Source organism: Lacisediminihabitans profunda, from assembly GCF_008040105.1.
GTDB lineage: Bacteria > Actinomycetota > Actinomycetes > Actinomycetales > Microbacteriaceae > Lacisediminihabitans > Lacisediminihabitans profunda.
Window position 1 is genome coordinate 1 of record NZ_VRMG01000005.1, and the last position, 26,944, is coordinate 26,944.

Below are 26,944 nucleotides of genomic sequence, written 5' to 3' on the forward strand. Positions count from 1 at the left end.
CCCGCCCTCACCCGCCCTCACCTGCCCTCACCCGCCCTCCCTCGCTCACTCACCCGCGTGCATAACTCCGGCAGAATTTTGCGGCGGGGTACCCGGCGCCCGGGATTCCGGGGCGCGAGCCGGTCGGCGCGGATTTCTGCCGGAGTTATGCACGGGCGACCGGCGGCCCAGCGAGCCGTCGCGGCAGGCGCAGCGGGGCGGCAGGCGCAGCGGGGCCGCGGGGCAGCGGGGCGGCAGGCGCTGCGGGGCGACAGGCGCAGCAGGCGGCAGCGGGTGCGACCGGGCGGACCGAACTCAGAGCGCGGGGCCGAGCCCGGCGATGCTCGCGAGCGGCAGCGTGCGCTCGATCGCCGACTTCTTGTCCCGCCCACGCAGCCGCCCGCCGGCCACGCTCGTCGGCTCCAGCTGGTAGTCGATGACCGATCCGTTGGGCATGCTCACGCTCACGGTCAGCGCCGACCGCGCCTTGATCGCCACGTCGAGCTGGCGGATGAGCCAGGCCTGACTGGCCTCGCCCTCCTCCGGCTCGCCGCCGAGCCGAAGGCGTTCGATCAGCGTCTCGATGGGGTTGACCGCGCCGGCTGCCGCCGACCGCGCGGTGCGCTGTCGTCGGAGCGCGATGATCTCCCCGGTCGCATCCTCCGCCGCGATCGGGTAGCGCGCGTCGCTGAGCGACCAGAACACGACATCGCGCGAGAACCGGCTCTCCAGCCGACCGGCGTCGAGCCGGGCGAGCCCGAGCGCCGACAGGTTCTGGTCGACCATGATCGTGCCGAGCAGGTGCTCGTCGTCGGAGCGCAGATAGCTTCTCGCCTCGGTGCCCGGCGCATCGACCACGCCCACCCGAACCAGTCCGTAGCGGGCGGCGGCCTCGCCGACGAGGTAGTCGAGGGGCTGCGGGATGCCGGTGAGCGAGATGCTACGCAGGAATTCCAGGATCGACTCGGCGGTCTCTCCCGAGGCCATCGCGCGGTTGACGCTCGAGGTAGACACGCGGTAGCTGGAGGCGAGGGCGCGGCTCTCGGCATCCGCGATCGACCGCAGCCGGGCATCCACCCGGGGAGTGAGCGGCCCGGGCGCCACGACCGAGAGGTCGTGCTGCAGGTACACCTGCTCCACTTCGGCGGGCAGCAGGGCCGCCATGGCGGCCGCGGCGTCGTCCAGGGCGTCGCCCAGCAGGAGGGAGCCGGGACCGGTGGGGGCCTGGTTCGCCGTGATTCCGAGCAGCTCGGCGTCGCGGGTGTAGACGGTGATGCGTTCGTCCATCCAGTCGCCGCCCGCCGGGTACAGCCAGTCGACGTAGCCCCTCAGCCCCTGGCCCCAGACGGCGTGGGTTCGCTCGCCGAGGAGGGTTCGGATGTCGCCGGGCAAGTGACCGAACCAGGCGCCGGCGAGCACGGCCCAGCGCGCGCCCGAGGATTCGAGCAGCCAGGACGCCCCGGCCTCGGTGATCATCCAGGACCCGGTCTCGCGGGCCACCAGCTCGGCCCGGTCGGCCACGGCGAGGAGGTTCGCGACCGACTCGAGATCCACGGACATCGCGTTGGCGAGCCGCTTGCTGTCCGGCAGCGCCACCCCGCCCTTGGCGAGTTCGCGGGCCGGATCGCGTTCGATCTCGACGAGCAGTTCGGTGATCGCGGTCGTGGCGGCGAAGGCGCGCTCGGCGCCCAGCCGGTCGATGAATCTGCGGTCGACGTCTGGCACGGGTTCGAGCGCGGCGGGCGGGGTCGCAAGCGCGAGGTCGGCAAGTCCCGGAAGGCCGAAGGCCGGCCACGATCGCAACTGCTGGCGCACGCCGTCGTAGGGGGCGACCGTCAGCGGGTCCTCCTCGAGCAGCAGCATGGCGCGCGCCTGGTCCGCGCGTTCGGCGATCACCTGGGCGGTGGGGGCGCTGCCCGCGATCGAGGACAGCAGGGCCTCCACCCTGGCGAGGTCGGGGGCGTCCCCCGTCTGGTCGGCGAGCTGGCCGGCGGCCGCGAGCACCGCGAGGGTCTGCCGATCAAGCCGGGTCAGGGCCTGCTGGATCGACGCCCTGTCGAGAAAGGCCTCGGCGAGGTCGAAGAAGTCCTTGATCCCGGAGGTGCCGACGCCTCGGTCGTTCATCGCCCGCGCGAGTTCCGCATCCGACATGGCGCGGAGCCGTGAGGCGAGCGACAGGGTGTTGCTCATGGGCCCTCAATGTGAGTCGATGTCCGGCGGCGTCGCCGGGCGGTTGGGCTACTTCTTGGACTTGGATCGTGGCTTGGGCTTGGCCGACCGCTCGGCCTCGAGCTGGGCCCTGGCCTCCGCGCTGCGCCGGCGGGCGCTGATCACGGTGAGTGCCACGATGAGCAGGATGCCCAGCGGAAGTCCGATGAGCGGCAAGACCCCGAAGATCGGCCAGATGGATTTGGCTCCGGCCGCGGCGGCGATGAGCACACCGATGAGGTCGAGGATCGCGACGGCAATCACGGTCACGATCATGTACGCGAGCACACGTTCGTTACGATGAATGGTCACTGGGGTTTCTTTTGCCACAGTGACAAGGATAAGGCCCCCCGACTGCCCGTAGGCTTACAGCTAGGTCTAAGCGAAAGAGGTATTGCCATGCCAACCGGCAAGGTCAAATTTTACGACGACGAGAAGGGCTTCGGCTTCATCAGTTCCGATGATGGCCAGGAAGTCTTCCTGCACGCGTCCGCCCTCCCAGCGGGAACCACGGTCAAGGCCGGAACAAAGCTCGAGTTCGGCATCGCCGACGGCAAGCGGGGCGCCCAGGCGCTCTCGGTTCGGGTCTTGGAGGCTCCACCGAGCCTCGTCAAACTGAGCCGCAAGCCGGCCGACGACATGGCCGTCATCATCGAAGACCTCGTCAAGCTCCTCGACGGCGTCGGCACGAACCTCAAACGGGGCCGTTACCCCGACAACAAGCACGGCAAGACGATTGCCGCGATGTTGCGCAAGGTCGCGGATGAGCTCGATGCCTGAGTTGGACACAGTGCCTGAGTCGGCCTCCACGCCTGAGTCGAGCACGGCGTCGATCGCCGCGACGCCGGCCGACTTCGAACTGGGCCGCACGGCCCTGCTCGAGATCACGTCTGCGGCCTCGGTCGGCGCGCCGGCCGGGTCGATCGACCTGGGCGACGGCGTCGTCACCGTCTACTTCGACAGCCTGCTGGCCGGTTACCCCGGCTGGCGCTGGACGGTGAGCATCGCGCACGTCGACGGCGAGGCGAGCGCGCTGGAGACCGAGCTCACGCCGGGGGACGACGCGCTGCTGTCGCCTGCCTGGATTCCGTGGGTGGACCGTCTCGCCGACCTTCAGGTGGCCGAGGACGGGTTCGAGGCAGACGACTCTGACGACGACGATGACGATGAGGACGAAGACGAAGACGAAGACGACGATGACGACGACGACCTCGGCAGCGATGTGCTGCATGGCGGGGATCTCGATGGCGTCGACATCGACGAGGCGGTCGACCCCGAGCTGGGCAACTCGCTCGACGACCACATCGAAGACGACGACGAGCTCGAACTAGGTGTGGCGCCAGTTGGTGTAGAGGATTCCGACGAGTCCGAGGGCGATTCCGACGACGCAGGTCCAGAGCCAGAGGCCGTTGCCGGCGGCGAGGAGTGGCCCGAGTACGGCCAGGAGCACGACAAGAGCTACTAGCCACAGGCTCACGCCCACGAGCATCGCCTTGCGGTCGTCGGTCTTCACCGGCGACGGATCCGGCCGGCGCTCGGAGTCCTTCAGCCAGAGCCGCATGGGCTAGAGGCCTTCCACCACGAACTCGATGCACGCGATCAGCTTGCGCACGTCATCCGGGTCGATTGCGGTGAAGGTGGCCACGCGCAGCTGGTTGCGTCCGAGCTTGCGGTACGGCTCGGTGTCGACGATCCCGTTGGCTCGCAACGTCTTGGCGACGGCCGCGGCATCGATCGACGGATCGAAGTCGATCGTCACGACCACCTGCGAGCGGTGCTCCGGGTTCTGCACGAATGGGGTGGCGTACTCGGTGGCGATCGCCCAGTCGTAGAGGGCGGATGACGACTCGGCCGTGCGCGCGCTGGCCCACTTCAGGCCGCCGTTGCCGTTGATCCAGTCGATCTGGTTCTCGAGCAGCAGCAGCGTGGACAGCGCCGGGGTGTTGAGGGTCTGCTTGAGGCGCGAGTTGTCCACAGCATTCTTCAGGCTGAGGAACTCGGGGATCCAGCGCTCGCTCGCCGCGATGCGCTCGACGCGCTCGAGTGCGGCGGGGGAGAACAGGCCGAGCCAGAGGCCGCCGTCCGAGGCGAAGTTCTTCTGCGGGGCGAAGTAGTAGACGTCGGCCTGCGACGCGTCGAAGTCGATGCCACCGGCCGCGCTCGTGGCGTCGATCACGGTGAGGGCTCCGGCGTCCCCGGCGACACGGGTGACCGGCGCCATGACTCCGGTGGACGTCTCGTTGTGTGGCCAGGCGTAGACGTCGATGCCGGAGGCGACCTCGACCTCGCTGCGCGACCCGGCCGGGGCGTCGATCACGCGCGGGGCCTTGAGGAACGGGGCGGATGCCGCCTGCGCGAACTTGGCGCCGAATTCGCCGAAGGTGAGGTTCTCACTGCGCTTCTCGATCAGTGAAAACGCCGCGGCATCCCAGAAGGCGGTGGACCCGCCATTGCCGAGAACGACCTCGTAGCCATCCGGGATGCTGAACAGGTCGGCGAGGCCCGCCTGCACCCGGCCGACGAGGTTCTTCACCGGCGCCTGGCGATGCGAGGTGCCGATGATGGCCGCCCCGGCACCGGCGAGGTAGGCGAGCTGTTCCGGCCGAACCTTGGACGGCCCGCAGCCGAAGCGTCCGTCGATGGGCAGGAGGTCGGTGGGGATCGTCAATTCCGGCATGTCGCCAAGTATATTGCCGGGGTTTTGCCGCCAGTGGCGCAGGAATTCTGCCGACCGAGCGCAGGTTAGGCTTACCTGAGATGCACGCACGAGCTGGAGGCGACGATGACCGATCTCATTGACACCACAGAGATGTATCTGCGCACCATCTACGAACTCGAAGAAGAGAACATTTTTCCCCTGCGCGCGCGCATCAGCGAGCGACTCGGGCACTCCGGCCCCACGGTCTCACAGACGGTCGGACGGATGGAACGCGACGGCCTCGTCGTCGTGGAGGGTGACCGCCACCTGGCGCTCACGACGGAGGGCCGCAGCAAGGCCGTGCACGTGATGCGCAAGCATCGCCTGGCCGAGCGCCTCCTCGCCGACGTGATCGGCCTGGACTGGACCCTCGTGCACGAGGAGGCCTGCCGCTGGGAGCACGTGATGAGCGAGTCGGTGGAGCGACGCATCATCGAGCTGCTCGAACACCCCACCCACTCGCCATACGGCAACCCCATCCCGGGCCTCGACGAGCTGGGCGACCACCCGGTTGGCCAGTTCTCCGATGGCGTGGTGAATATCGTCAACTTCGTGCTCGGGGCGGTCGGACCGGTGCGGGGCGTCATCCGTCGCCTGGGCGAGCCGGTGCAATACGAGGTGGAGCTGCTTGAGCAGTTGCGCTCGGCCGGCGTGATGCCCGGCGCCAAGGCGAGTTTTTCGGCGGCGGGCTCCTACGTGCTCGTCGAAGTCGAGGGTCACGAAGACGGTCTCGAGCTGCCGAATGAGGTCGCGATTCACGTCTACGTGGGTATCTGATTTTCGCCACTTGGTGAACGCAAGGTGACAAAAAGGTAACGGTCCCGTAGCCTAGGCAGGTCCACACCACCCGAAACGCGGTAATTGGACCCGGAACTGCAACGTCTCACATCCAACCTGCAGACTCCGAGAATGCACTCGATGAGCGAAAGGGATGGGGCGACTGCCTAGAGTCGTCGGGACGCAGGAGTCGAACTCTTGACCGAACTAGAACCACGCGGAACATCGCAAGAAATACCCGCCAAGCTCGAAACCCCGGCCAGACAGAAGAGTCTTTCGCGCCTCCGTCATCGCGGCGGCCCGCTCAAGCTCGTGATTATCGCCGTCTCGACCGGGCTCATCGCCACTCTCGCCATCCCGGCCTACGCCTCCAACGAGAGCGCGGATGCCGAGAAGACCGCCGCCGCCACCGAGCAGCTCAACTTCGTGCACGCGAACGCCCAGACCCTCAACGTGACTCCCGCCGTGGCCCTCGGCGCCGTCGAGCGCGACGCGTACACCGCCACCTCCGCGGTGAAGATCGCGGCCGCCAAGGCGGCCGCCAAGGCAACCGTCAAGACGGTCGCCGCCACACGCGGAACGGCCATCAACCCGGGCCTTCCGTCGTTCAGCCTCGACGGCATCTTCGCCGAAGGGATGAAGTACGTCGGAGTGCCCTATGTCTACGGCGGGTCGACGCCGGCCGGCTTCGACTGCTCCGGGTTCGTGCTCTTCCTCTACTCGCACGTGGGCATCAGCCTCGCCCACAACGCCCGGATTCAGGGACAGTCCGGCACCGTCATCTCCCAGGCGGATGCCCGCCCCGGCGACCTGGTGATCTTCTACGGTGGAGCCCACGACGGCATCTACGCCGGCAACAACATGGTGCTCGACGCGCCAAAGCCCGGAGGATCGGTGGGCGTCCGCGCGATCTGGACCTCCGACGTCTTCTTCGTTCGCCTCGGCATCTAGCTTCTGCCAGCCTTCCCGCCGCTTTAGCCGCCTGTAGCTGGCCTTTTCTGCCGCGCCCTGCGCCCTCCCCTGCCCCTCGGCCCCTCGGCCCCTCCCGGTCATCCGTCACTAACTGCTGGCTGGGGCACCTGAGCGAGCACTTGGTGACGGTTGAGTGGCGGGGGAGGCGGGCCGCCGGGTGGCCTGAGCGTCACTTGCCGCACCCTCCCGGTCATCCGTCACTAACTGCTGGCTGGGTTACCTGAGCGAGCACTTGGTGACGGTTGACCGGGAGGGGCCGGTCGAGTGGCGGGGGAGGCGGGCCGGCGGGTGGCCTGAGCGTCACCTGGCGCACCCTCCCGGTGATCCGTCACTAACTGCTGGCTGGGGCCCCGGAGCGAGCACTTGGTGACGGTTGAATGGCGGGGGAGGCGGGCCGCCGCGAGCTAACGGCTGGTTAACGGATGGCGCTCGGGCGCGCCAAGGCTCAAAAGCGCCAAAATTCTGGGTTACCCTTAGATCCTTGCAATTCTGAGAGTTGATTTTTCGGGAGAGCCGATGTCAGGAACGAGAGCCATCCAATCCGTGGATGCGCGCGCGCTCTTTTTCATACGGCACTGCAGTCAGCGGCGCGTGGTCACCCTCGCGCCATCGAGTTAGGCACTGTCTTCGACAGTGCCTTTTTTGTTGGCCGCGTTCTCCCAACTCCCAGATAGTCAGGGTGCATCGAACTGCCTGGAAGCCGTCCAGGCGTTTTCGAAAGGATGAGAATGCGCACGCTGGTCCTCAACGCGGGCTTTGAGCCCCTCGCCGTGGTGTCCTTCAAGCGAGCACTCGTGCTCGTGATGAACCAGAAGGCTACGATAATCGCGGCGGATGCCGAACATCCGGTCTGGGGCTCGTCCGGCTCCTACGATCGCCCGTCGGTGATTCTGCTCACCCGCTACGTGCGTATCCCCTCAACGAGGCTGATCCCGGTCAGTCGTCGCGGGGTTCTGCGCCGGGACGGGCAACGCTGCGCGTACTGCGCCGGCTCGGCCAACACGATCGACCATGTGCTGCCACGTTCGCGCGGCGGCCAGGACTCGTGGGAGAACCTCGTTGCCTGCTGCCTGCACTGCAACAACGCCAAGGGCAACCGCACGCCGAGCGAGATGGGCTGGAACCTGCGGGTGCGGCCGAAGCCGCCGCACGGCACGGCGTGGCTCGTGCGCGGCGTGGAGCGCGCCGAGCAGCAGTGGGAAGAGTTTCTGGCGCCCGCCGCCTGACCGCTGCGCTCGCCCTCACCCGCTAAACTCGTTGAGCCAGCCTCTGTAGCTCAATGGAAGAGCAGTTCCGTCCTAAGGAAACGGTTGGGGGTTCGAGTCCCTCCAGGGGCACACTGATTTCAACGAATACGGCGAATCGCGGACGACAATGCGATTGGGCGTCAACCGGGTCAGTTCGGCCTCGATTGCCGTCGGGATCGAATCAGCCGACACCAGCAGAACCGGTTCACCGTCCTTGCTAAGCGCGAAGAGTCAGTGCTCTTCGTCAAAGCCAGCTTGAGCGGGGCGCTGGCCGTCGAACAATCTCTTGGCTGCGTGGGCGCAGTCGTGATCTTCGGCCGCACTCGCTCCACTGACGCCTATTCCTCCGACGATGACCGGTCCATCGTGCAGTGGCACTCCGCCCCCGAAAATGACGTAGCGTCCGTTCCCGTTAGCGTGCAATCCAAACAGTGGACCGCCCGGCGCGGCGAGTATCGCCAACTCAGCCGTCGACACACTCTGCGCAACAGCGGTGTAGGCCTTGTCGACGGCGAGCGTCGGACCGGCAATTTCAGCACCGTCCATTCGCTGGAACGCCACCAGATGACCGCCTGAGTCGACGACGGCGATACTCACGTTCACCTCGAGCGCCGTGGCGTGCCGGTGGGCAGCCGTTATGAGCTGCTCCGCGATGTCCAGGGTCAGCGGTCGCGTCACGAGACGTTTGTAGGCTCTGAGTCTGCGGTGTCGTCAACTTCACCCGTGGCAAGAACCGCCCCGGCCCGTTGAAGCACTTCCGGCCGACGACGACCGATCCTGAACGCGATCAACGCCATGACCGCGATGAAGACAAGGACCAAGTACGGGAAGTAGGTTAGCGGGGCAGGCGGTGCCGGATAGACCTGACCGAAAATCGGTATTGCGAGCACGAGGATGCCCAGGATGGGGAGCACGACATGTCGCCAAATCGACCTCTCTGAGCGACCCGGTCCGGCGAAATGACGCATGCAGGCAATGTTGGTCAAGATGTAGACCGGGATGATCGCAAGAGTGAGGATCGATCCGAGGTAGATGTAGGCGTTGAACGGGCCGGAGAGAAGACCGACGCCGAACGTGAACACGACAGCCACGATGGCCTGCAACCAGATTGCGTTTGTCGGAGTGCGGTGCACGGTGTGCACTTTGCCAAGAGCCTTGGGGAGCAATCCCTCGCGGCCCATGGCGAACACAATGCGCACGATGCCGTTGTTGGCATTCATGGTGACGGCGAAGATGCTCGAGATGCCGGCGAGGCCGACCAGCACCTGCAGCCACGGTGCGTACATGTTTGCCAGCGTAGTGAACGGCGCCGTGTCTGCGGTGAGCTTGCCAACGTTGGCGGTGCCGAATCCGATCATCTCGCTGTAGGTGCAGAAGAGGTAGATGAGCCCGACAAAGAGCAAAGAGAGAACGATCGCGCGGGGAACGTTGCGATGCGAGTCACGCACTTCCTCTCCGAGCGTGGTCGCCGCCTCGAAACCGACGAACGACAGGATTCCAAAGGTCATTCCGAGCGCGAGACCAGACAGGCCGGTCGGTGACGACGCGGGATTAAGCGGCGCGAGCGACAATCCGTGTGCTCCGCCTTTCGCCAAGATGATTGCGCTCAGAAGGACAATGACGCCCACCTCGACGCTGAACAGGATTGCAGCTGTTCGCAGCGAACCGGTGATGCCTCGCAGCGACAGAACGACCATCAGCACGATGAAGAATGCCGAGATGATCGTCCAATGGATGTGCACTCCGTAACCTGCGAGAAGGTCCGAAGTGTAAATGCCGATCAGGGCAAGCTCTGCAGGCACGAGAAGCGCGTACGCCACGAACATCAGGCCACCGGTGACAAAACCACTCCGTGGACCCACCCCGCGGGAAACGTAGGTGTAGAAGGCTCCTGCGCTAGGAAACACTCGTGCCATTTCCATGATGCTGCTCGCCAGCACCAGCATGATCACCAGTGCGACGATGAAGACAAACGGGGTTGCAACTCCGGCACTCGCCGCCACGACCTGCGGGTTGAAGTAGACCGACACCGCGGGGCCCATGAGCGCCGCGGACATGATGACCGCACCGCCCAGACCCACCGCGTTAGTTCGTAGTGCGCCTCCACCAGACATGACAACTCCCATCGTTGCGCTCAAACAGTGCCCGAGCCGTGGGTCAGAAGCTAGGGCTCTCGGTCGGAGGCTGTCAACGAGTTCTCAGGCAAAGAAGGCATTTCCGGACACTCTGACTAATTCAGGGCCCTTTCGATCCGCTTTGATCGGCGACGACCCAGACCATGAGCGGCGTGGCATCCGCGCTCAGCGCGTGGATCTGCGTCGTGCGAGGAGAGCCGTGTGCAGCGCGCTCACGGTCTCGCCGTCGTTGAGGTCGGCCCCGAGCAGCTCTTCTATGAGCGATATGCGCTGGTAGAAGACGGATCGGGAGAGGTGGCTCGATGCTGCTGCCTGGGTTCGGTTTCCGGGGTGCGAAATATATGAAAGGAGCACTCTGAGAAGGTCGCCGCCTCGTCGCAGGTCGTAGTCAATCAGCGGGCGCAGCATCTGCTCGCTGTGGGCTTGCAGCCGCGGGTCGCCTCCGAGCGAGTTGACAAAGCGCAGCAGTGGGCGGTTCTTCACCCGGAAGACTGCGAGCCCGCGGCTGTGCGTGCTTCCGTGATGTCGAAGGAGTTCCGCCGCTTCTTCAAGCGACGACAATAGTCCGGCGACGTCAACTGCCTCTTCGCCGACCGCGACGACGAGTTCGTCGCCGTCAATTCCGCACTCGAGAGCGAATCGTCGAGCAAACAGGGCGAGCGCCTGGTCGGTCAATAGCAGGTTCTTGGGCAATGACAGAGCGACGATCAGGTGCGCTGACCCTGGCGTGGGGGCAACGCCGGCCAGTGCGTCTCCCCCGATTTCTCGTGCAGCTGCCCGTGCCGCTGCCCCGCAGGTGGCGGCATTCCAATGTGACACCGCGACGCCGACCCATCGCCGATCGCGCACGGGGACGCCCGCCGCTTCGAATCGCGCCGCAAGCCCCGTTTCGCTCCTATACCTACGCCCGAGGAGCGCGGTCAACAGGTGTTGATGACTCTGGCGGGTCCACTCGTCTGCATCCCTGTCGGCGAGGCGGCTGAGCGCGAGCGCGACTGCGGCCTGTTCGAGAACGTTTACCCTGCCGGCCGGATGCCGCTGCCCCGGCAACGCGATCAGGTACCCCCACCTGATTCCGCGGGCTTCGACGGGTGTGATGGTCCACCTCTGGTCATCGTCACTCTCGACGCTGTCAGGTGCCCTGATCGCGAATTCGCGATGCGCCATGCGCGACCTTTGTTCCCAGTCGATCAGTACGTCGTCGCCGAAATCCAGGCTCTCGATCGCAACGACTTGATGGTTCAGGTTCTCAAGCACGACGGGCGCACCCAGTGCTCGCCCCACTTGGGCAACGATGAAATCGGCTGGGCTGCCGCGGAGGCTGAGTTCGGTGAAGAGCGCATGGATCTCGTCGCGCGCGCGCAGGGCAATCATCTGATCTGAGATGATGCGCCCATGCACGGCTTCCGTGATGGCAATGAACCGGGTCTCCCGATGGAGCACGATGAGCGGAAAGTCGTGCGTGCGGCATTGCTCGAGCAGCCGGGATGGCGCTGTTTTGAAGCGTGCGCCGAGTTCGAGAATGAGGCCGGCGACACCTACCAGTGCAAGGCCTTCGACGTAACCGTCAAGTCCGTGCTCGCCCTGCGGCCAGCCAACGCCGGTCGACAGCAGCAATTCGCCGCCGTTGACCAGGCTCGCGGTGCCGGTGGTTTCGGTGACGTGCACCCAGCGAACGGGGTTGTCGAGTTTGCTTTCGCCCGCGAGCACTTCGGGCATTCCGCTTGCGACTGCGTCAAGCCGCAGTATGTCCCGGATACTCGGCAGGAGCGCACGGTCCGCGGCATCCAAGTTCAGACGATCTGTATTGACTACGGGAAATCGGCGACGATCTGGCACCGATCAAACCCCTGTCGCTCTGCAAACATTGAGTCATCAGCATAATGCCTTTGTCGGGCATTTCGTCCGATCGGCCATTCTATTCGTGCGCCCGGTCGAATCTTGAGAGAGAAGACCGCCCATGGCCCTCATCAGACACTTTGTCAGCGGAGAAGAATTCGGGAGCCCTGAGCGCACCGGTCCGGTCTTCAATCCGGCGACTGGTGAGCGCCAGCACGAGGTCATCCTTGCCTCAGTCTCCGATGTTGAGACCGCAATAGCGGCTGCGCGGACGGCGTTGCCCGCCTGGCGCAAGACCAGCCTCACCAAGCGTGCCGATGTCTTCTTCCGGCTGCGTCACCTGCTCACCGAACGTTCAGGCGAACTCGCAGCGATTGTCACCAGCGAGCACGGCAAGGTCCTGTCGGATGCTGGCGGGGAGATCGCTCGCGGTCTCGAGAACGTGGAATTCGCATCCGGCCTGGTCAACCTGCTCAAGGGCGGGTTCAGCCAGCAGGTTTCGACCGGAATCGACGTGCACAGCATCAAACAGCCCGTCGGGGTCGTCGCCTGTATCACGCCGTTCAACTTTCCCGTCATGGTCCCGCTCTGGATGATTGCAAGCGCCATCGCCTGCGGGAACACCGTCGTGCTCAAGCCGAGCGAGAAGGACCCCTCCGCAGCGGTATTCCTAGCGAAACTCTTTCTCGAAGCCGGCCTGCCTGCCGGCGTGCTGAATGTCGTCCATGGCGACAAGGTGGCCGTCGACGCGATCCTCGACAGCCCAGGCGTCGACGCCGTGAGCTTCGTCGGCTCGACGCCGATCGCCGAACTGATCTACTCCCGCGCGAGCGCCATGGGCAAGAGGGTGCAGGCCCTCGGCGGTGCCAAGAATCACATGGTCGTGCTCGAAGACGCCGACATCGAAGCTGCCGCCGACGCCGCCGTATCCGCCGCCTACGGGTCAGCCGGCGAGCGGTGCATGGCGGTGAGCGTTCTCGTCGCTGTGGGCGGTGTCGGCGACGCGCTCGTCGGGGCCATCCGGGACCGCCTTGGCAGACTCGTGATCGGCGACGGCACTCACTCCAGCTCCGAGATGGGACCGCTCATCACGCGCGAGCACCGCGACAAGGTCGCCTCGTACGTCGCGGCCGCCGCCGCCGAGGGGGCAACCGTGGTCGTCGACGGCACCCAGAAGCAGTTCGACTCTGCGGGCTTCTACATCGGCGCGAGCCTCGTCGACAACGTGGGAACCGGGATGAGCGTGTACACCGACGAGATCTTCGGGCCCGTGCTGTCTGTCGTCCGCGTCGCGACCTTCGCGGATGCCGTCGCTCTCGTCAACGGCAACCAGTACGGCAACGGGGTCGCCCTCTTCACGCGCGACGGCGGGGCCGCGCGGGACTTCGAGTTCGAGATCGAGGTGGGCATGGTGGGCATCAACGTCCCCATCCCTGTGCCCGTCGGTGCCTACTCGTTCGGTGGCTGGAAGAAATCGCTCTTCGGCAATGCCCACATCTACGGTCCCGAATCGATCGATTTCTACACGCGAAGCAAGGTGGTCACCTCCCGCTGGCCCGATCCCGCCCACTCGAAAATCGAGCTCGCCTTTCCGGGCAACTCCTGAGCGCGAAAGGCACTTTCATGGTTGAATCATTCACCGACCGGCGTGGTCAGGTTCATTCGTTCGGAGATGCTGTCGAAGAGCAGCGGGTTCGCGCTGACGACCGCGGCCACGTGTTTCACTCGTGGAGCGCGCAGGCCCGTATCAATCCCCTGCCGATTGCCGCGGGGAAGTCGTCGACGTTTTGGGATTACGAAGGCAACGCCTATCTCGACTTCAGCTCGCAGTTGGTGAACCTGAATCTGGGCCACCAGCACCCGGATCTGGTGCGCGCAATTCAGGAGCAGGCGGGCAGACTGACCACTATCCAGCCTTCCATGGCAAACGACGTTCGGGGCGAACTCGCTCGACGGATCGCCGAGGTCGCGCCCGGCGACCTGAACAAGGTGTTCTTCACCAACGGCGGAGCGGACGCCAACGAGTACGCGGTTCGAATGGCGCGCCAGGCCACAGGCCGCCGCAAAGTACTTTCGATGTACCGTTCGTATCACGGCGGTACCGCCACGGCGATTTCGCTCACCGGTGACCCTCGGCGCTGGGCGAACGAACCGTCCGACTCATCCGTCGCGCACTTCTTTGGCCCCTACCTGTACCGTTCGGCCTTCCACGCAACCACACAGGCGGAGGAGTCACAGCGCGCGCTGGAGCACCTCGAAAACGTCATCCTCCTCGAGGGCGCTTCGACGATCGCCGCCATCATCATCGAGACGATTGTTGGCACCAACGGCGTGCTCGTGCCGCCGCCGGGATACCTGCCCGGTGTTCGCATGCTGTGCGACAAGTACGGCATCATCTACATCGCAGATGAGGTCATGGTCGGTTTCGGTCGGGTCGGCGAGTGGTTTGCCGTCAACTCGTTTGACGTGGTCCCCGACCTCATCACCTTCGCCAAGGGCGTGAACTCGGGATACGTCCCGCTCGGCGGCGTCGTCATCTCTGATCGCATTTCGTCATTCTTCGACGACGTCGCGTTCCCCGGCGGTCTCACGTATTCGGGGCATCCGTTGGCGTGCGCTGCTGGCGTCGCAACATTTGAGGTGTTCGAACGGGACGGAATTCTCGAGCGCGTGCGGGATCTTGGCGCACGTGTGATCGAGCCCACCATTCGCGGCTGGATGGAAAAACACGCGTCGCTCGGGGAGGTGCGCGGGAGTGGGCTGTTTTGGGCGCTCGAGCTTGTGCGTTCCACCGAGACACGGGAGCCGCTTGTTCCGTTCAACGCCGCGGGGACCGAGGCGAAACCGATGGCGGAGATCGCAAGCGCCTGCAAGGCTGCCGGCCTGTGGCCGTTCATCCACTTCAACCGCGTTCACATCGCCCCGCCTTTGGTGATTTCCGAGGATGAACTGCGGCGCGGTCTCGACATTATCGATGAGGCGCTCACCGTCGCCGACTCCTTCGCGGTGCAGGAGTAGAGCAGCATGAGCAGCGCGCAACTGAGCAATTTCGTCAACGGCGAGTACGTCGAGGCGACCGCCGAGTCGTCCTTCGACCTCATCGATCCGGCCACCGAGGAGGTCTACGGCTCGTCGCCCGTCTCGAGCGCGGCGGATGTCGATTCCGCGTTCCGGTCCGCGGCGAAGGCCTTTCAGCAGTGGGGCGAGACCACCCCGGGGGAGAGGCAACTCGCGCTGTTCCGCATCGCCGATGCGATCGAGGCCAACGCGGAGAAGTTCGCCGACCTGGAATCCAAGGACACGGGCAAGCCGCGGGCGAGCTTAGTGGCCGATGAGATCATGCTGTCGGTCGACCAGATCCGCTTCTTCGCCGGCGAGGCCCGTCACCTGAGCGGCATGGCCTCCGGGGAGTATCTGAAAGACCACACCTCGCACATCCGCCGCGAGCCGATCGGCGTGATCGCGCAGGTCACACCCTGGAACTACCCGCTCAACATGGCGGTCTGGAAGTTCGCCCCGGCGATCGCCGCTGGCAACACCACCGTGCTGAAGCCGTCGGACACGACGCCGTCGGCCACCCTCTTCCTCGCCGAGATCGCGGCCGAATTCCTGCCACCGGGAGTGCTCAACGTGATCACCGGCGATCGCACGACCGGTGCCGCGATGATCGAGCACACCACCCCGCAGATGGTGTCCATCACCGGCTCTGTCCGTGCGGGAATGGAGGTCGCGAGGTCCGCGGCATCCGACCTCAAGCGCGTGCACCTCGAACTCGGCGGCAAGGCTCCGGTCATCGTCTTCGACGACGCAGACATCGAATCCACCGTCGCCGGCATCGCGGTCGCGGGGTACTTCAATGCCGGTCAGGACTGCACGGCTGCGACCCGCATCATCGTGCAGGCCGGCATCCACGACGAGTTCGTGGCCGCGCTCGCCGCCTATGTCAGGGCGAACGCAGTGACCGGAGCCCCGAACGACGGCAACATCCTCTTCGGGCCGGTCAACAACGCCAACCAGCTTGCCCAGGTGCAGGGATTCATCCAGCGGCTACCCGACAATGCGACGATCGAGGCCGGCGGCCACCGCCAGGGAGCCATGGGATATTTCCACGAGGCGACGATCATCTCCGGGCTGCTGCAGTCCGACGAGGCGGTGCAGAACGAGATCTTCGGACCGGTGATCACGGTGCAGGCGTTCACCGACGAGACGCAGGCACTCGAGTGGGCGAACGGCGTGCAATTCGGCCTCGCGTCGAGCGTCTGGACCCAGAATCACGGGCGAGCCATGCGATTCGCAAAACACCTGGACTTCGGCTGCGTGTGGATAAACACGCACATCCCGATCGTGGCGGAGATGCCGCACGGGGGATTCAAGCACTCCGGCTACGGTAAGGACCTCTCGTCCTACGGCTTCGAGGACTACACGCGAGTCAAGCACGTCATGAGTTTCATCGGCCGCTGAAGGCACGTCGAGCCGGGTGTCGCCAGACAATAGAGACATGCGACCGCACGATGGCGACGACACCGTCATCCGGGTAATTCGATAGGTCCCCCTGTGGTGAGCCCGAGGTTCGTGCCGTGCTGATGCGCGCGGTTCACCGTCGCGTCCACCGACACTTCCCGCTCGATCAACCCACCGGCATCGGCTTGGGCGAGCAGCTCCGCGAGGGTCTTGTCCCAGGTACTGAATCGCCCCGGATTTAGTGGAGGGCGGGTTCTCCCTGTCGCGGTTGCGGCTGGGCGGTGTTTTCACGGCAGGGGACTGCGGTTCGTATTCGATCGGGGTGAGGTAGCCGATCGAGGAGTGCAGCCGGTTCTCATTGAACCAGTGCACCCAGGACAGGGTCGCGAGTTCGAGCTCGTCGATGGTCCGGAATGGGTCTTGACGCACTCGGTCTTGTAGAGGCCGATCACCACAGCATTCCCAACGTCGACGTGATGGTCCTTGCGCGGGCGTCCATGTTTTTCCGACTCGTCGATGTCCTGCAGGAGACGACCAACCGTCCGCTGCTGTCCAGCGCCCGAATGGGTTTCACGTATCTCGCCGTACGCGTCGCGGACCTGTAGCGCTGACGGTGCAGCAGCGACATGTGAGCCGCTGTTCTCATTGAGCGTTGACCGGCAGGAGGATCGCAGCAGAGAACCCGGTCAGGGGACGTTCGGCGAAGGATTCGCAGTGATGTCCGTTGAGTGGCTTTCCCAAATCGAACTCATTTCAGCGGACGCTCGCTGCATGATTCCCAGCATCGCTTCGTGCGCGTCCGCCGGGTTACCTCGCTGAATGGCGCTGGCGACGTTTACATGGAGTTGCAGCGCTTCGTTGTGCGGGTGGCTAGGCATGAGCCCGTATTGGGTGCGTCCGGTGAGCACTTCCGCAACGAGGGCGTTGAGCTTCGCGAACATCTCGTTCCCCGAACTCGCCAGCACAAGACGATGGAACTCGATGTCGAGGGTGAGAAACGCGGCCTCTTCGCCTGCCTGTCCGGCCGCCCAGAGTTTTCCGGCAAGGCCCATGAGCTCACTGGCGTTCGCCAATGGCGCACGCACGGCGGCCAGCCGGGCCGCTTCCGGTTCGATCGCGGTTCGCAGCTCGGTCAGGGAACGCAACTGGGATATCCGGCCTGGCGAGGCGAGACGCCACCGGATGACCTGCGGGTCGTAGAGATTCCACTCCGTCGCCGGTCGGATCTGCACGCCGACCCGCCGACGTGAGGCGACCATGCCCATGGATGCCAGAACTCGGATCGCTTCACGAACAACCGAGCGGGACACGCCGTAGCGTTCTTCCAGCTCCTCGATTCGAAGAACGGAGCCGCTGCGCAAGTCGCCGGCGCAGATTGCCAGGCCGACCTTGTCGAGAAGCTGGGCGTGCAGTCCGGTCCATGGTGACCCGACGTCCCCAATCGCCACGGACGCGACGGACGAACCGTCTTGCGGGCCTGATTCTGCGGCTTCCGTCATGGGCTGATCATATCGTTACCTCTTTGAATTGAAATAAGTATGCTTTATTAGGTATCGTCTTCAAACGAGGCAGATGTAAAGATGCATCCGTTGGGTGTCTGCGCGTTACGGCAGGCCCATCAAGATTGGAGACACAGTGAAGCGTCATTCAGTTCGAATTGCGGTCATCGCGACCGCGGCGATCCTGGCAGCGGGGGTCCTTTCCTCCTGCAGTTCAGCAGCCCCAACCGGCGGTAGCACCGCGGCCAGCACGGGCTCGAAAACCATCCGGGTCACGCTCGCGAACCACGTGTGGACCGATGCCATCAAGGCAAAGCTGCCCGAGTTTGAGAAGGAAACGGGCCTCAAGGTAGAGCTCAGCCAGTACGGTGAGGATCAACTCTCCGCTCAGTACAACGTCAAGCTGAACGCTGGGACGAACGAGATCGACGTGATGATGTACCGTCCGCTCCAGGAAGGCAAGCTCTTCGCAAAGGACGGCTACCTGGCGAACCTCAGCACGGACGTGAAGTCCGACCCCGCGTGGGGGTGGAGCGACTTCCAGTCGGGCCCGGTCGGGTCCACGACCTACAAGGACAAGGTGGTCGGAGTACCGATCATCACCGAACAGGAAGTGCTCTATTACCGCAAGGACCTGCTGGCGAAGGCCGGCCTGAAGGTTCCGAAGACCATGGCTGAGCTCGAGCAGGCGGCCAAGGCGATCAAAGCGCAGAACCCCGGTGTCGCAGGGTTCGTCGCCCGCACGGCAAAGAACGCCGCGGTGACGCAGTACTCCAGCTTTCTCTACAGCTTCGGCGGGGACTTCATCGGCAAGAGCGGTAAGTCCGCGATCGCGAGTGACGCGGCCAAGAAGGCGTACGCCTACTACGGCGGCCTGATCCGCAATTACGGGCCGGCGAACGTCAGCACCGACATGAGCTGGCCGGAAGCGATGGCCATCTTCACCCAGGGCAATGCCGGCCTCTACACCGAAGCGGACAGCCTCTATAAGAACGCCACCGATCCGGCCAAGTCGAAGGTCGCCGACACCGTCGGCTTCGCACCGATGCCGGCCGGTCCCGGCGGCTCAAAGGCCTACAACGTTCCCTCCTGGGCGCTTGGCATCAACGCCGCCTCGGACAATCAGTCCAACGCGTGGAAGTTCGTCAAGTGGGCCACCAGTAAGAAGCTGACCCTGGCGGTCCAGCAGGCCGGTGTTCCCAGCGCGCGTACCTCGGTCTGGGCGAACAAGGCGGGCACCGCCACCTACCCCGCGGACCTCGCGGCGGCGATCGCGGCCAGCACGAAGAACGGCATCGGCCACGACCGACCCCTCGTAATCAAAGTGCCGGAGTCGCGTGACATCGTCGGCGACCCGCTTGTGGTCGCCATCACCGGCGGAGACTCAAATGCCGCCGCCGACCAGGCGAGCACGGCGTTCCAAAAGCTCCTGGACGCCGAGAAGTAGTAAACGGCGCGTGAGGCTGCCTTCCCCGATCGGGGCTAGGCAGCCTTGCGCAACCCGCTTTCCATTCACCATCACCGAGTGCGAGGTACACGATGACCGCAACGGTCGCCATCAGGCCCACCGCGTGGAAGACATATTCTGCCTGGGCAAATCGTCACCGCAAGTGGCTCTTCGCCGCCCCCGCGATGATTTTCGTCGGATTGCTCATCGCCGTGCCGCTAGCCTGGACGGCGTACTTGAGCGTCACCGACTCCCAGGGCTCCGTTCGAGCCCCGTCCAGCTTCGTTGGCATCGCTAACTACCTGAAGGTGCTCGGCGACACCGATCGCTACTGGCCCGCAGTGCTTCGCACATTCACTTTCACCGGCGGTGCGCTCGCGGCCGAATTGGTGCTCGGCATGGGGATCGCCCTTCTGCTCTGGCGTCCGTTTCGGGGCGAGAAATGGGTGCGCGTCGCGATCCTCCTGCCACTCGTGGCGACCCCGGTTGCGGTGGGGATGATGTGGCGACTCATCTTCGACCCCAACATCGGCTTCGCAAACCAGGTCCTCCGCTGGATCGGGATTCCGCCGCAGCCGTGGTTGTCCGGTCAGGCGACCGCACTGCCCACCCTCATGTTCGTCGACGTCTGGCAGTGGACCCCGATGATCGTGCTGATACTGCTGGCTGGTCTGACGTCCCTGTCGGAGGAGCCGGACGAGGCCGCACGTATCGACGGGGCGAACGCCTGGCAGCGCTTCTGGTTCGTCACCCTCCCCCTGATGCGCACGACGGTCGTCGTCGCCATAGTGCTGCGCGGCATCGACGCGCTCAAGACGTTCGACATCCTGTACGCGACGAAGGGCACGGGGGGCGGCTCGTTCCACGAGGTCGAGACGCTCAACGTCTACGCCTACGGGCTGAGCTTCGACTACAACGACTATGGGACGGCATCCACGGTGCTCATCCTGTTCTTCCTGCTCATCATCGCCATCATGTGGATGGTCACTTATCGCAGAAAGGGAAACCGGTCATGACCGACACCCTGACAGTCCAGCCCGAGCTGATTCGTGCCAAACCCGAACCGGAACGCAGCGTCAAACGGCGCTCGAAGGGGCGGGCCTACCCGATCTTTCGGGTGCTGATGCTCACGCTCACAGTCGTCCTCTTCGTGGCCCCGCTGGTCTGGATGGTGATGGCGTCGTTGAAGACAAACGTGGACATCTATGACCCGGGCAAGACCTTTGCGTTCACACCGACGTTGGACAATTACATCAACGTCTTGAGTCGCAACAACTACTTCACGTTCATCTTCAATAGCTTCTGGGTGGCCCTCTGGTCGACCATTTTCTCGTTGATCCTGGGAGTGCCGGCCGCGTACGCGATGAGCCGATTCACCATGCACCGTTCGGCAATGGTCGTGCTCATGGCTCGCATCATCCCCGGAGTGAGCCTCCTGGTGCCGTGGTATTTCATCTTCGCCAACCTCAAGATGGTCGGCGGTTTCGGCGTGCTGATCCTTTCCCACATGTTCGTGGCGCTCCCGCTGATCGTGTACATCATGATCAGCTACTTCGACTCGATGCCCCTTGAGCTGGAGGAACAGGCGCAGGTCGACGGATTGACTCCCATCGGCGCATTCCTCCGGATCAGCCTGCCGTTGTCGGCGCCGGGACTCGCGACGGCGGGAATCCTCTCCTTCATCTTCTCCTGGAACAACTTCATGTTCGCCCTGGTGCTTTCCGGGGCGAACACGAAGACGCTCCCGGTGGCGATCTTCAACTTCGTGTCCTACGCGAGCATCGACTGGGGGAGCCTGATGTCGGCGGCCGTCGTTGTCACCGTGCCGATCATGGTGATTGCGTTGTTCACCCAGAAGTACATCGTTTCCGGGCTCACCGCCGGCGCGACAAAGGGCTGATCGCCATGATCGACGCAGCAAGGGACGGCAGCCAATGAACATCAGCAGAGTTGAGACATTCCTGGTGGCGCCGCGGTGGCTGTTCGTGCGGATCGAAACCGAATCTGGTGTGGTCGGCTGGGGCGAGGCAAGCCTCGAGGGGCACTCGGATGCCGTGCGCACGGCGGTCGAACAGTTCGCCGAACTGCTGGTGGGCACCGATTCAGCGCGAATCGAAGACCATTGGCAAGTGCTGACCAAGGGCGGTTTCTACCGCGGGGGGCCTGTTCTCGGCAGCGCCGTGTCCGGTATTGACCAGGCGCTGTGGGACATCAAGGGCAAGTCCCTCGGGGTATCCGTCTACGAACTTCTCGGTGGCGCGGTGCGAGACAGAATTCGAATGTACGGCTGGGTCGGGGGAGACGACCCGAGCGGCATCGCCGATGCGGTGCAGGCCCAACTCGACGTCGGGTTGACGGCAGTCAAAATGAACGCGTCCGGGGCGATGAGCCGATCGGGTACCGTCGCTGAAATCGATGGAGTTCTCAAGCGGGTTGCCGCGGCGCGCGAAGTCCTCGGGCCAGAGCGCGATGTGGCCGTCGACTTCCACGGCCGCTTCACCCTCGCCAATGCGCGCCGAATCGCGCCGCTGTTGGAGTCCTTGCACCCGTTCTTCATCGAGGAACCGGTGGTGCCGGAAAACTCGCACTTAATCGGGCAACTCGTGCAGGCCACATCAGTGCCGGTCGCCACGGGGGAGAGACTCTACAACCGCCAGGACTTCCTTCCGGTGTTCCAGGCCGGCATCGCCATCGCCCAGCCAGACCTCTCGCACGCGGGCGGCATCTCCGAGGTGCGCCGCATCGCGGCCATGGCCGAGGTCTACGACGTGCAACTCGCCCCGCACTGCCCCCTCGGCCCGATCGCACTCGCCGCCTGCCTGCAGGTCGGATTTGCGACACCGAACTTCCTGATTCAGGAGCAAAGCATCGGGATCCACTACAACCAGGGCGCCGAGGTGCTTGACTACGTGCTCGACAAGTCTCCGCTCCAGTTCGTCAACGGCAACATCGAACGGCTCACTGGCCCCGGTATCGGAATCCAGATCGACGAGTCGGCGGTGCGCGCGGCCGACGCTCGCGGCCACTCCTGGCGGAGCCCGCTGTGGCGACACTCGGACGGGTCGCTGGCGGAATGGTGACCCGGCCTCGGGCGGCTTCCTCGCCGCGCTCGGTCAGGAGCGAATTGGTGCCATCATTCGAATTCGCGCATCGCTCGTACGACGAGATGCTGCACCCGGCTCACGAGCGGCCGTCGATCGTTGTAATGGGCGTTTCGGGCGCCGGAAAGACGACCACAGGCATCCTGATCGCAGACGTCCTCGGCGTGGAATTCGTCGATGCGGACTCTCTCCACCCGCAGGCCAACCGGCTCAAGATGGCCGGGGGAGAGCCGCTCACCGATGAAGATCGCTGGCCCTGGCTCGATGAAGTCGGCCGCGCCATGGCACTCAGCGCGAACGTCGGCATCGTCATGGCGTGCTCGGCACTGAAGCGGTCCTATCGCGACGCAATCGTCCGCCTCGCTCCCAGCGTGCAGTTCGTCCACCTTCACGCCCCGACGCAACTCCTGGCCGCGCGAGTCGAACAGCGCGCGGGACACTTCATGCCGTCCCGCCTGCTGGCCTCGCAACTCGATGCGCTGGAGGTTCTCGCCTCGGAAGAGTGCGGTGTAGAGGTATCCGTGGACGGACCGATCGGGGATGTGGTTGCCCGAGCGATCGCGGCGCTGGAATCCCTGGCGCCCCATCGACGGGGGCCGGTTGGGGCTCGGTGACCATGTCCCGAACGCGGCCGAGGTGTCCAGAGAATCCCCAGGAATAACTAGAGCGTGCACGTTCCCAAGTGGGGAACTGCATCCAGAATCTCTTCAAGGGCGAAGCGCCCAACGCAAGAACCACCCGCTTGTTGGTGGGTTACTTCTGGCGCTCGTCGATGATCCGCAGAGGAGCGGCGACGAGGGCCCGTCGCGGTGTGCCGCCCTCATGGGACGTGGCCCGCATTGATCGACTGTTCCGCGTGCATCGCGAACCTGCAATTACCGCGCCCCTTGCCCTCGTGGCTGGCGGCGGGGTTCGCCTCGGGAAGCGGCGAAAGTGAGGTTGATCTTCGGCCTCGTCCGCGCAGGTGCAGCGTGCATTAATACCACCGTCGGCCATGGCGCGGAAGAGCGTTGCGCGGCATGCTCGCCTGGTTAGATCGCCAGGTGTCCCTCCAGCAGGCGACGCGCTACCAGAGTGAGCCGCGCCGCGATGAGGTCGTGTCCGAATTGGTCGGGATGCAGGTTGTCCGGCAGGTGTCCGTCTTCGACCCCGAGCAGTGTCAGCCCATCAACGAGGTGCAGCGCCGGGTCGTCACGGGCCGCGACGACCTGCTCGAGCAGCGAGCGGGTACGCCGAAGGGTCAGACTGCCGTCGCCGGCCCCAATCTCTCGCGGTGTCGCCCCGGCCTTGCCAGGGGAGGCCTCGCGGGTTGGGCCCGTCGCGACCTCGTGGATGGGGCAGGCGAGCGCGGTGATGACCGCAAGCGGTGTGAACGGATGCCCCTCCCTCACGAGGTTCAGAAAGTTGTGTGCGGCGGGCACGAAGGTGCGGGCGCGCATCGCGTCGCCATTGACGACGTTGATTCCGATCTTGAGGCTGATCAGGTCTGCGGGTGCCTGCGCGATCGACCGCGCGACGAATGGGTCGAGCATGGCGTTGCCGGCGAAGCCCATGTTGGCTAGATCCAGGTCGAGGCGGCGGGCCACCTGCTGCGGCCATGGTCCGCGTGGACCGTCCAAGTCCGAGCCGTGGCTGATCGAACTGCCGTAGTGAATCCACCTTGCCCTCTTCTCGGGCGCGGGCCGCAGCGGTGCGTCGGCGCTCATTTCGTGCAAGATGCAGGCGGCGGAATGCGGCAACCAGATCGTTACGACCCGCTCGGACTCGGTGGCCTCGAGCGCAAAGTGCACGTGCGAGCGCTTACCGTGCTCACGCACCGCGGTGCGGTCGGACGCCTCGACGAGCACATCCCCTTCGTCCATCGTGATACTGCAGCTAACCATGGCAGTCTCGGCAACGAGACGAAAGGGCCGCGCCGGATGCGCTCGCGAAGCCGTGCGGGTGAACGTGGCCTCGAGTTGGATGCTGTGAGCCGCCGTGAGAAGTCGGATGCAGACTCCGCTCAGCTGCGCCGACATCCTGTCTATGCCCCCGTCGGCGTGCTCGGCGCGTGTCCAGGCTGGCAATCGCAACGGTGCAATTCCGCCAGGAACCGACTCGAGCTCAAGGGCACCATGCACGCTGCTCGCGAGATCTTGCAGCGTCATCACGTACTCTGACACGTCGCCTTGTCCTTTCGCCGTTCCTGCCGCTAGGTTAGAGAAACCGCTTTCACAAGAACGTTATCCCATGCTGGTCGACGAAGAAACTGTCAGATGCTCAAGCCCGACGAGAGAACCACGCCACGCAACGGCTGGGCAATTGACTTAGCACCGCTCCGAGGCAACCCCGCCTATGCGCGCCTCTGGGCGGGCGGAGTGACCTCAGGAATAGGCGCCCAACTCACCGTCGTCGCTATCGGCGTGCAGATCTACGATCTGACCAAATCGACCTTCGCCGTCTCGCTCGTCGGCATCATCTCGTTCGCACCGATGATCGTCGTCGGCACCTTCGGTAGTAGTCTCGTCGACGCTTTCGACCGGCGCATTGTGCTGCTCTGTGCGGCCCTCACCTCCTGGGTGGCCGTTGGCGGGATCGCTGCCTTTGCCTGGGTTGGCGGCAATAATCTCACGCCGCTCTACGTGCTCGCGACGCTCAGTTCGGTCAGTTCGACGATCGTCGGCACTGCGCGGTTCTCAATACTGCCGCGACTTGTGCCAGCGAGCCAGCTGCCAGCCGCGGCCGCCCTCAGCGGCGTCTCCGCGGGTTTGCAGGTGACGTTCGGTCCGGCGCTGGCCGGACTGCTCATCGCGGGCTGTGGATTCGCTTGGACTTACTCGATCGACGTCATTCTGTACACGACGGCATTTCTGGGCATCGTGATGCTGCCGCCGATTCGTCCGGAGGGGAAGCGCATGAGCCTCGGGTCGCGCTCGGTGCTCGACGGCATCCATTTCCTAGCCACGAGTCCGGCGCTACGGGCGCCGATTCTCCTTCACGTTGTGTGCATGGTGTTCGGTCGTCCCCAGGCCCTCTACCCAGCCCTCGCGGCGACGGTCCTCGGAGGCGGTCCCATGGTCGTTGGCCTGCTCTCGTCGAGCGCGGCGATCGGGGTGCTCGCGAGCAGCGTGTTTTCCGGGAGACTAGTGCGAATCCGCAGGCAGGGTGTTGTGGTCGGGCTTGCGGCAACCAGCTTCGGCGCCTCGATCCTCGCGGTCGGAATTGTCATTGCCAGCGCGGGCAGGGACGCTCGCGGCACCGAAATCGTCGCGGTGCCCCTTATCGCCGCATGCGTTCTTCTGTTCTTTTCTGGCGCTTCGGACAACGTCGCATCGATCTTCCGCACCACGATGATGCAGTCCGCCGCGCCCGACGCCGTGCGCGGCCGCATCCAGGGACTGACTACGGTGGTGCTCACAGCTGGTCCGCGTGTCGGCGACGCGTGGGTCGGGGCCCTTTCGGGTTTCTCATTCTGGGCGGCCCCGGTGGTCGGTGGCGCGATCATTGTGCTTGCCGCCGCCGCGACGACGCGCTGGGCACGAGGGATGCGCGAATATGTGCCCGTCGAGGTGCCGCAATGACCGCCCGGGAACGCGTGCTCGCGGCGCTCCCGGTCGGGGTCGACGGAGTGATCCTGGAGACCCCTGCTGTCGTGTCGTGGTACCTCGGCGGGGCGCGCACGAGTGTGCCGCTTGGCGGGGCATCTGTCGTCGCGGTGCTGGTCGGCCGCGACGGGGACGAGGTGCGCTGCCACGTCATGGAGGCTGAGCGCCTGATCGCGGAAGAGGGCATCACGGATGCGACGGCCGTCGATTGGATGCAGCCGCTGGTTCCCGAGGAATGGCGTCGCAATCCGCGCATCCGCTCTGAAGAACAACTCGAGTCCGAGTTGCGGATCGTGCGATCGTCTCTCACCGAAATCGAGGCCGACCGATACCGCACCCTCGGTGCCGAGGTTGCCGCCGCGCTGACGACCGTGGCGGCGGCAACCCGGCCGGGGGACACGGAGCGGTCGGTTGCGGGTGACCTCGCCGACAACCTTTTTTCCCTCGGTGCCGAGCCCGTGGTCTTGCTGGTTGCAGGCGCAAGCCGGGTCGGATACCGACATCCGCTGCCAACCGCAGCGGCCCTCGGCGAGCGCGCGATGCTTGTGGTGGGCGCGCGCCGCCACGGGCTGATCGTGAATCTCACCCGGTGGGTGCAGTTCTCGGGGTCCGAGCACCCGGGGGAGAGCGGCATCCGCACCGTCGAGGCCGACGTGCTCGATGCGACGGTGCCGGGCGCAGCGATCGCCGATGTCTTCGCGGTGCTCCTGGCCTCCTACGCCGCCAACGGCTTCCCGGACGAGTGGCGCCACCATCACCAGGGCGGACCGACCGGCTACCTCGGTCGCGATCCCAAGGTCACCCTGAGCACGACCGGCGTGATCGCCGAGCGGCAGGCCTTCGCCTGGAACCCCAGCGCGCAGGGCGTGAAGGTCGAGGACACGGTGCTGGCGACCTCGGCGGGAATCGAACTGCTCACGCGCGATCCCGCCTGGCCAACCGTTGAGGTCGCCGGCCGGCCTCGCCCCCTGACGATGCACCTATGAGATTGGAAACC

Annotated in this window: 24 protein-coding genes, 1 tRNA gene and 3 pseudogenes; 17 read left to right on the forward strand and 11 right to left on the reverse strand. The window is 65.0% G+C overall.

From position 1 onward, the window contains the following. Window positions 1–294: 294 nt before the first annotated feature. Together FVP33_RS04540 and FVP33_RS04545 are read right to left on the reverse strand one after the other, a co-directional pair. Window positions 295–2,169, reverse strand: coding sequence for a helicase-associated domain-containing protein (locus FVP33_RS04540; RefSeq protein WP_147782471.1), 1,875 nt, complete (start codon window positions 2,167–2,169; stop codon window positions 295–297). Between the two features lie 48 nt (window positions 2,170–2,217). Further along, window positions 2,218–2,499 (reverse strand): hypothetical protein, encoded by a 282-nt coding sequence (locus FVP33_RS04545; protein WP_147782472.1) that lies wholly within the window; start codon window positions 2,497–2,499, stop codon window positions 2,218–2,220. Between the two features lie 87 nt (window positions 2,500–2,586). On the opposite strand from FVP33_RS04545, the gene FVP33_RS04550 reads away from it, so the two are divergent. Together FVP33_RS04550 and FVP33_RS20140 are read left to right on the forward strand one after the other, a co-directional pair. Beyond that, window positions 2,587–2,967, forward strand: a complete 381-nt coding sequence (locus FVP33_RS04550; RefSeq protein WP_147782473.1) for a cold-shock protein — start codon at window positions 2,587–2,589, stop codon at window positions 2,965–2,967. Beyond that, the gene (locus FVP33_RS20140; protein WP_342779845.1) at window positions 2,960–3,652 is read left to right on the forward strand and encodes a DUF3027 domain-containing protein; all 693 of its coding nucleotides are present in this window, start codon (window positions 2,960–2,962) and stop codon (window positions 3,650–3,652) included. Before FVP33_RS04550 ends, FVP33_RS20140 begins: the two co-directional genes overlap by 8 nt. On the opposite strand, the pseudogene FVP33_RS20145 reads toward FVP33_RS20140, so the two are convergent. Together FVP33_RS20145 and serC are read right to left on the reverse strand one after the other, a co-directional pair. Further along, window positions 3,596–3,748: pseudogene (locus FVP33_RS20145) on the reverse strand (DUF2530 domain-containing protein); the annotation flags it as partial. The gene FVP33_RS20140 and the pseudogene FVP33_RS20145 overlap by 57 nt on opposite strands. A 3-nt stretch (window positions 3,749–3,751) precedes the next feature. Next, window positions 3,752–4,864, reverse strand: a complete 1,113-nt coding sequence (gene serC / locus FVP33_RS04565; RefSeq protein ID WP_147782476.1) for a phosphoserine transaminase — start codon at window positions 4,862–4,864, stop codon at window positions 3,752–3,754. 105 nt (window positions 4,865–4,969) lie between these two features. Between serC and FVP33_RS04570 the strand changes: the two genes are divergently transcribed. The 4 genes from FVP33_RS04570 to FVP33_RS04585 all read left to right on the forward strand — a co-directional run bounded on the left by FVP33_RS04570 (window position 4,970) and on the right by FVP33_RS04585 (window position 7,971). Continuing rightward, window positions 4,970–5,662, forward strand: coding sequence for an iron-dependent transcriptional repressor DtxR (locus tag FVP33_RS04570; RefSeq protein ID WP_147782477.1), 693 nt, complete (start codon window positions 4,970–4,972; stop codon window positions 5,660–5,662). A gap of 198 nt (window positions 5,663–5,860) precedes the next feature. Next, entirely contained in the window at window positions 5,861–6,613 is a 753-nt protein-coding gene (locus FVP33_RS20070) for a C40 family peptidase (protein WP_147782478.1), read from the forward strand. A gap of 749 nt (window positions 6,614–7,362) precedes the next feature. Continuing rightward, a complete protein-coding gene (locus FVP33_RS04580) occupies window positions 7,363–7,860 on the forward strand; it encodes an HNH endonuclease (RefSeq protein ID WP_147782479.1) in 498 nt (165 codons plus the stop codon). 39 nt (window positions 7,861–7,899) lie between these two features. Further along, window positions 7,900–7,971, forward strand: a tRNA-Arg gene (locus tag FVP33_RS04585). Window positions 7,972–8,112: 141 nt separating this feature from the next. Here the strand turns inward: FVP33_RS04585 and FVP33_RS04590 are convergent. From FVP33_RS04590 to FVP33_RS04600, 3 genes are all read right to left on the reverse strand, one after another. Beyond that, a complete protein-coding gene (locus tag FVP33_RS04590; RefSeq protein ID WP_222706619.1) occupies window positions 8,113–8,559 on the reverse strand; it encodes a GlcG/HbpS family heme-binding protein in 447 nt (148 codons plus the stop codon). Continuing rightward, complete coding sequence (locus FVP33_RS04595; RefSeq protein WP_187270573.1) at window positions 8,556–9,995, reverse strand: APC family permease; 1,440 nt, start codon at window positions 9,993–9,995, stop codon at window positions 8,556–8,558. Before FVP33_RS04595 ends, FVP33_RS04590 begins: the two co-directional genes overlap by 4 nt. Before the next feature lie 186 nt (window positions 9,996–10,181). After that, complete coding sequence (locus tag FVP33_RS04600; protein WP_425460934.1) at window positions 10,182–11,855, reverse strand: PucR family transcriptional regulator; 1,674 nt, start codon at window positions 11,853–11,855, stop codon at window positions 10,182–10,184. Window positions 11,856–11,976: 121 nt separating this feature from the next. Here FVP33_RS04600 and FVP33_RS04605 point away from each other — a divergent pair, with 121 nt between their 5' ends. The 3 genes from FVP33_RS04605 to FVP33_RS04615 are packed head-to-tail and all read left to right on the forward strand — an operon-like array spanning window position 11,977 to window position 16,316. Further along, window positions 11,977–13,461 (forward strand): CoA-acylating methylmalonate-semialdehyde dehydrogenase, encoded by a 1,485-nt coding sequence (locus FVP33_RS04605; RefSeq protein ID WP_147782482.1) that lies wholly within the window; start codon window positions 11,977–11,979, stop codon window positions 13,459–13,461. Window positions 13,462–13,478: 17 nt separating this feature from the next. Continuing rightward, window positions 13,479–14,873 carry an aspartate aminotransferase family protein gene (locus FVP33_RS04610; protein WP_147782483.1) on the forward strand — a complete coding sequence of 465 codons (1,395 nt, stop codon included), beginning with the start codon at window positions 13,479–13,481 and terminating at the stop codon, window positions 14,871–14,873. 6 nt (window positions 14,874–14,879) lie between these two features. Then, a complete protein-coding gene (locus FVP33_RS04615; protein WP_147782484.1) occupies window positions 14,880–16,316 on the forward strand; it encodes a gamma-aminobutyraldehyde dehydrogenase in 1,437 nt (478 codons plus the stop codon). Between the two features lie 107 nt (window positions 16,317–16,423). On the opposite strand, the pseudogene FVP33_RS04620 reads toward FVP33_RS04615, so the two are convergent. Beyond that, window positions 16,424–16,519: pseudogene (locus tag FVP33_RS04620) on the reverse strand (IS5/IS1182 family transposase); the annotation flags it as partial. Window positions 16,520–16,670: 151 nt separating this feature from the next. Continuing rightward, window positions 16,671–16,745: pseudogene (locus FVP33_RS20210) on the reverse strand (hypothetical protein); the annotation flags it as partial. Between FVP33_RS20210 and FVP33_RS04630 the strand changes: the two are divergent. Next, window positions 16,730–16,921: a hypothetical protein gene (locus FVP33_RS04630; RefSeq protein ID WP_147782485.1), complete on the forward strand. Its 192-nt coding sequence runs from the start codon at window positions 16,730–16,732 to the stop codon at window positions 16,919–16,921. The pseudogene FVP33_RS20210 and the gene FVP33_RS04630 sit on opposite strands and share 16 nt — an antisense overlap. 81 nt (window positions 16,922–17,002) lie before the next feature. On the opposite strand, the gene FVP33_RS04635 is transcribed toward FVP33_RS04630, so the two are convergent. After that, window positions 17,003–17,815, reverse strand: coding sequence for a FadR/GntR family transcriptional regulator (locus tag FVP33_RS04635; RefSeq protein ID WP_147782486.1), 813 nt, complete (start codon window positions 17,813–17,815; stop codon window positions 17,003–17,005). 136 nt (window positions 17,816–17,951) lie between these two features. Between FVP33_RS04635 and FVP33_RS04640 the strand changes: the two genes are divergently transcribed. The 5 genes from FVP33_RS04640 to FVP33_RS04660 all read left to right on the forward strand — a co-directional run bounded on the left by FVP33_RS04640 (window position 17,952) and on the right by FVP33_RS04660 (window position 22,977). Continuing rightward, the gene (locus FVP33_RS04640) at window positions 17,952–19,262 is read left to right on the forward strand and encodes an ABC transporter substrate-binding protein (RefSeq protein ID WP_147782487.1); all 1,311 of its coding nucleotides are present in this window, start codon (window positions 17,952–17,954) and stop codon (window positions 19,260–19,262) included. A gap of 92 nt (window positions 19,263–19,354) precedes the next feature. Further along, complete coding sequence (locus tag FVP33_RS04645; RefSeq protein WP_246142173.1) at window positions 19,355–20,278, forward strand: carbohydrate ABC transporter permease; 924 nt, start codon at window positions 19,355–19,357, stop codon at window positions 20,276–20,278. Next, window positions 20,275–21,162 carry a carbohydrate ABC transporter permease gene (locus FVP33_RS04650; RefSeq protein ID WP_147782488.1) on the forward strand — a complete coding sequence of 296 codons (888 nt, stop codon included), beginning with the start codon at window positions 20,275–20,277 and terminating at the stop codon, window positions 21,160–21,162. Before FVP33_RS04645 ends, FVP33_RS04650 begins: the two co-directional genes overlap by 4 nt. 34 nt (window positions 21,163–21,196) lie before the next feature. Then, window positions 21,197–22,342: a galactonate dehydratase gene (dgoD, locus tag FVP33_RS04655; RefSeq protein ID WP_147782489.1), complete on the forward strand. Its 1,146-nt coding sequence runs from the start codon at window positions 21,197–21,199 to the stop codon at window positions 22,340–22,342. A 47-nt stretch (window positions 22,343–22,389) separates the two neighbouring features. Continuing rightward, complete coding sequence (locus FVP33_RS04660; RefSeq protein WP_246142239.1) at window positions 22,390–22,977, forward strand: gluconokinase; 588 nt, start codon at window positions 22,390–22,392, stop codon at window positions 22,975–22,977. 417 nt (window positions 22,978–23,394) lie between these two features. Here FVP33_RS04660 and FVP33_RS04665 read toward each other — a convergent pair whose 3' ends face one another. Then, entirely contained in the window at window positions 23,395–24,510 is a 1,116-nt protein-coding gene (locus FVP33_RS04665) for a GDSL-type esterase/lipase family protein (protein WP_425460940.1), read from the reverse strand. Between the two features lie 108 nt (window positions 24,511–24,618). On the opposite strand from FVP33_RS04665, the gene FVP33_RS04670 reads away from it, so the two are divergent. After that, window positions 24,619–25,923, forward strand: coding sequence for an MFS transporter (locus FVP33_RS04670; RefSeq protein WP_147782491.1), 1,305 nt, complete (start codon window positions 24,619–24,621; stop codon window positions 25,921–25,923). After that, window positions 25,920–26,933 (forward strand): M24 family metallopeptidase, encoded by a 1,014-nt coding sequence (locus FVP33_RS04675; RefSeq protein ID WP_246142174.1) that lies wholly within the window; start codon window positions 25,920–25,922, stop codon window positions 26,931–26,933. Before FVP33_RS04670 ends, FVP33_RS04675 begins: the two co-directional genes overlap by 4 nt. Window positions 26,934–26,944 lie beyond the last annotated feature (11 nt).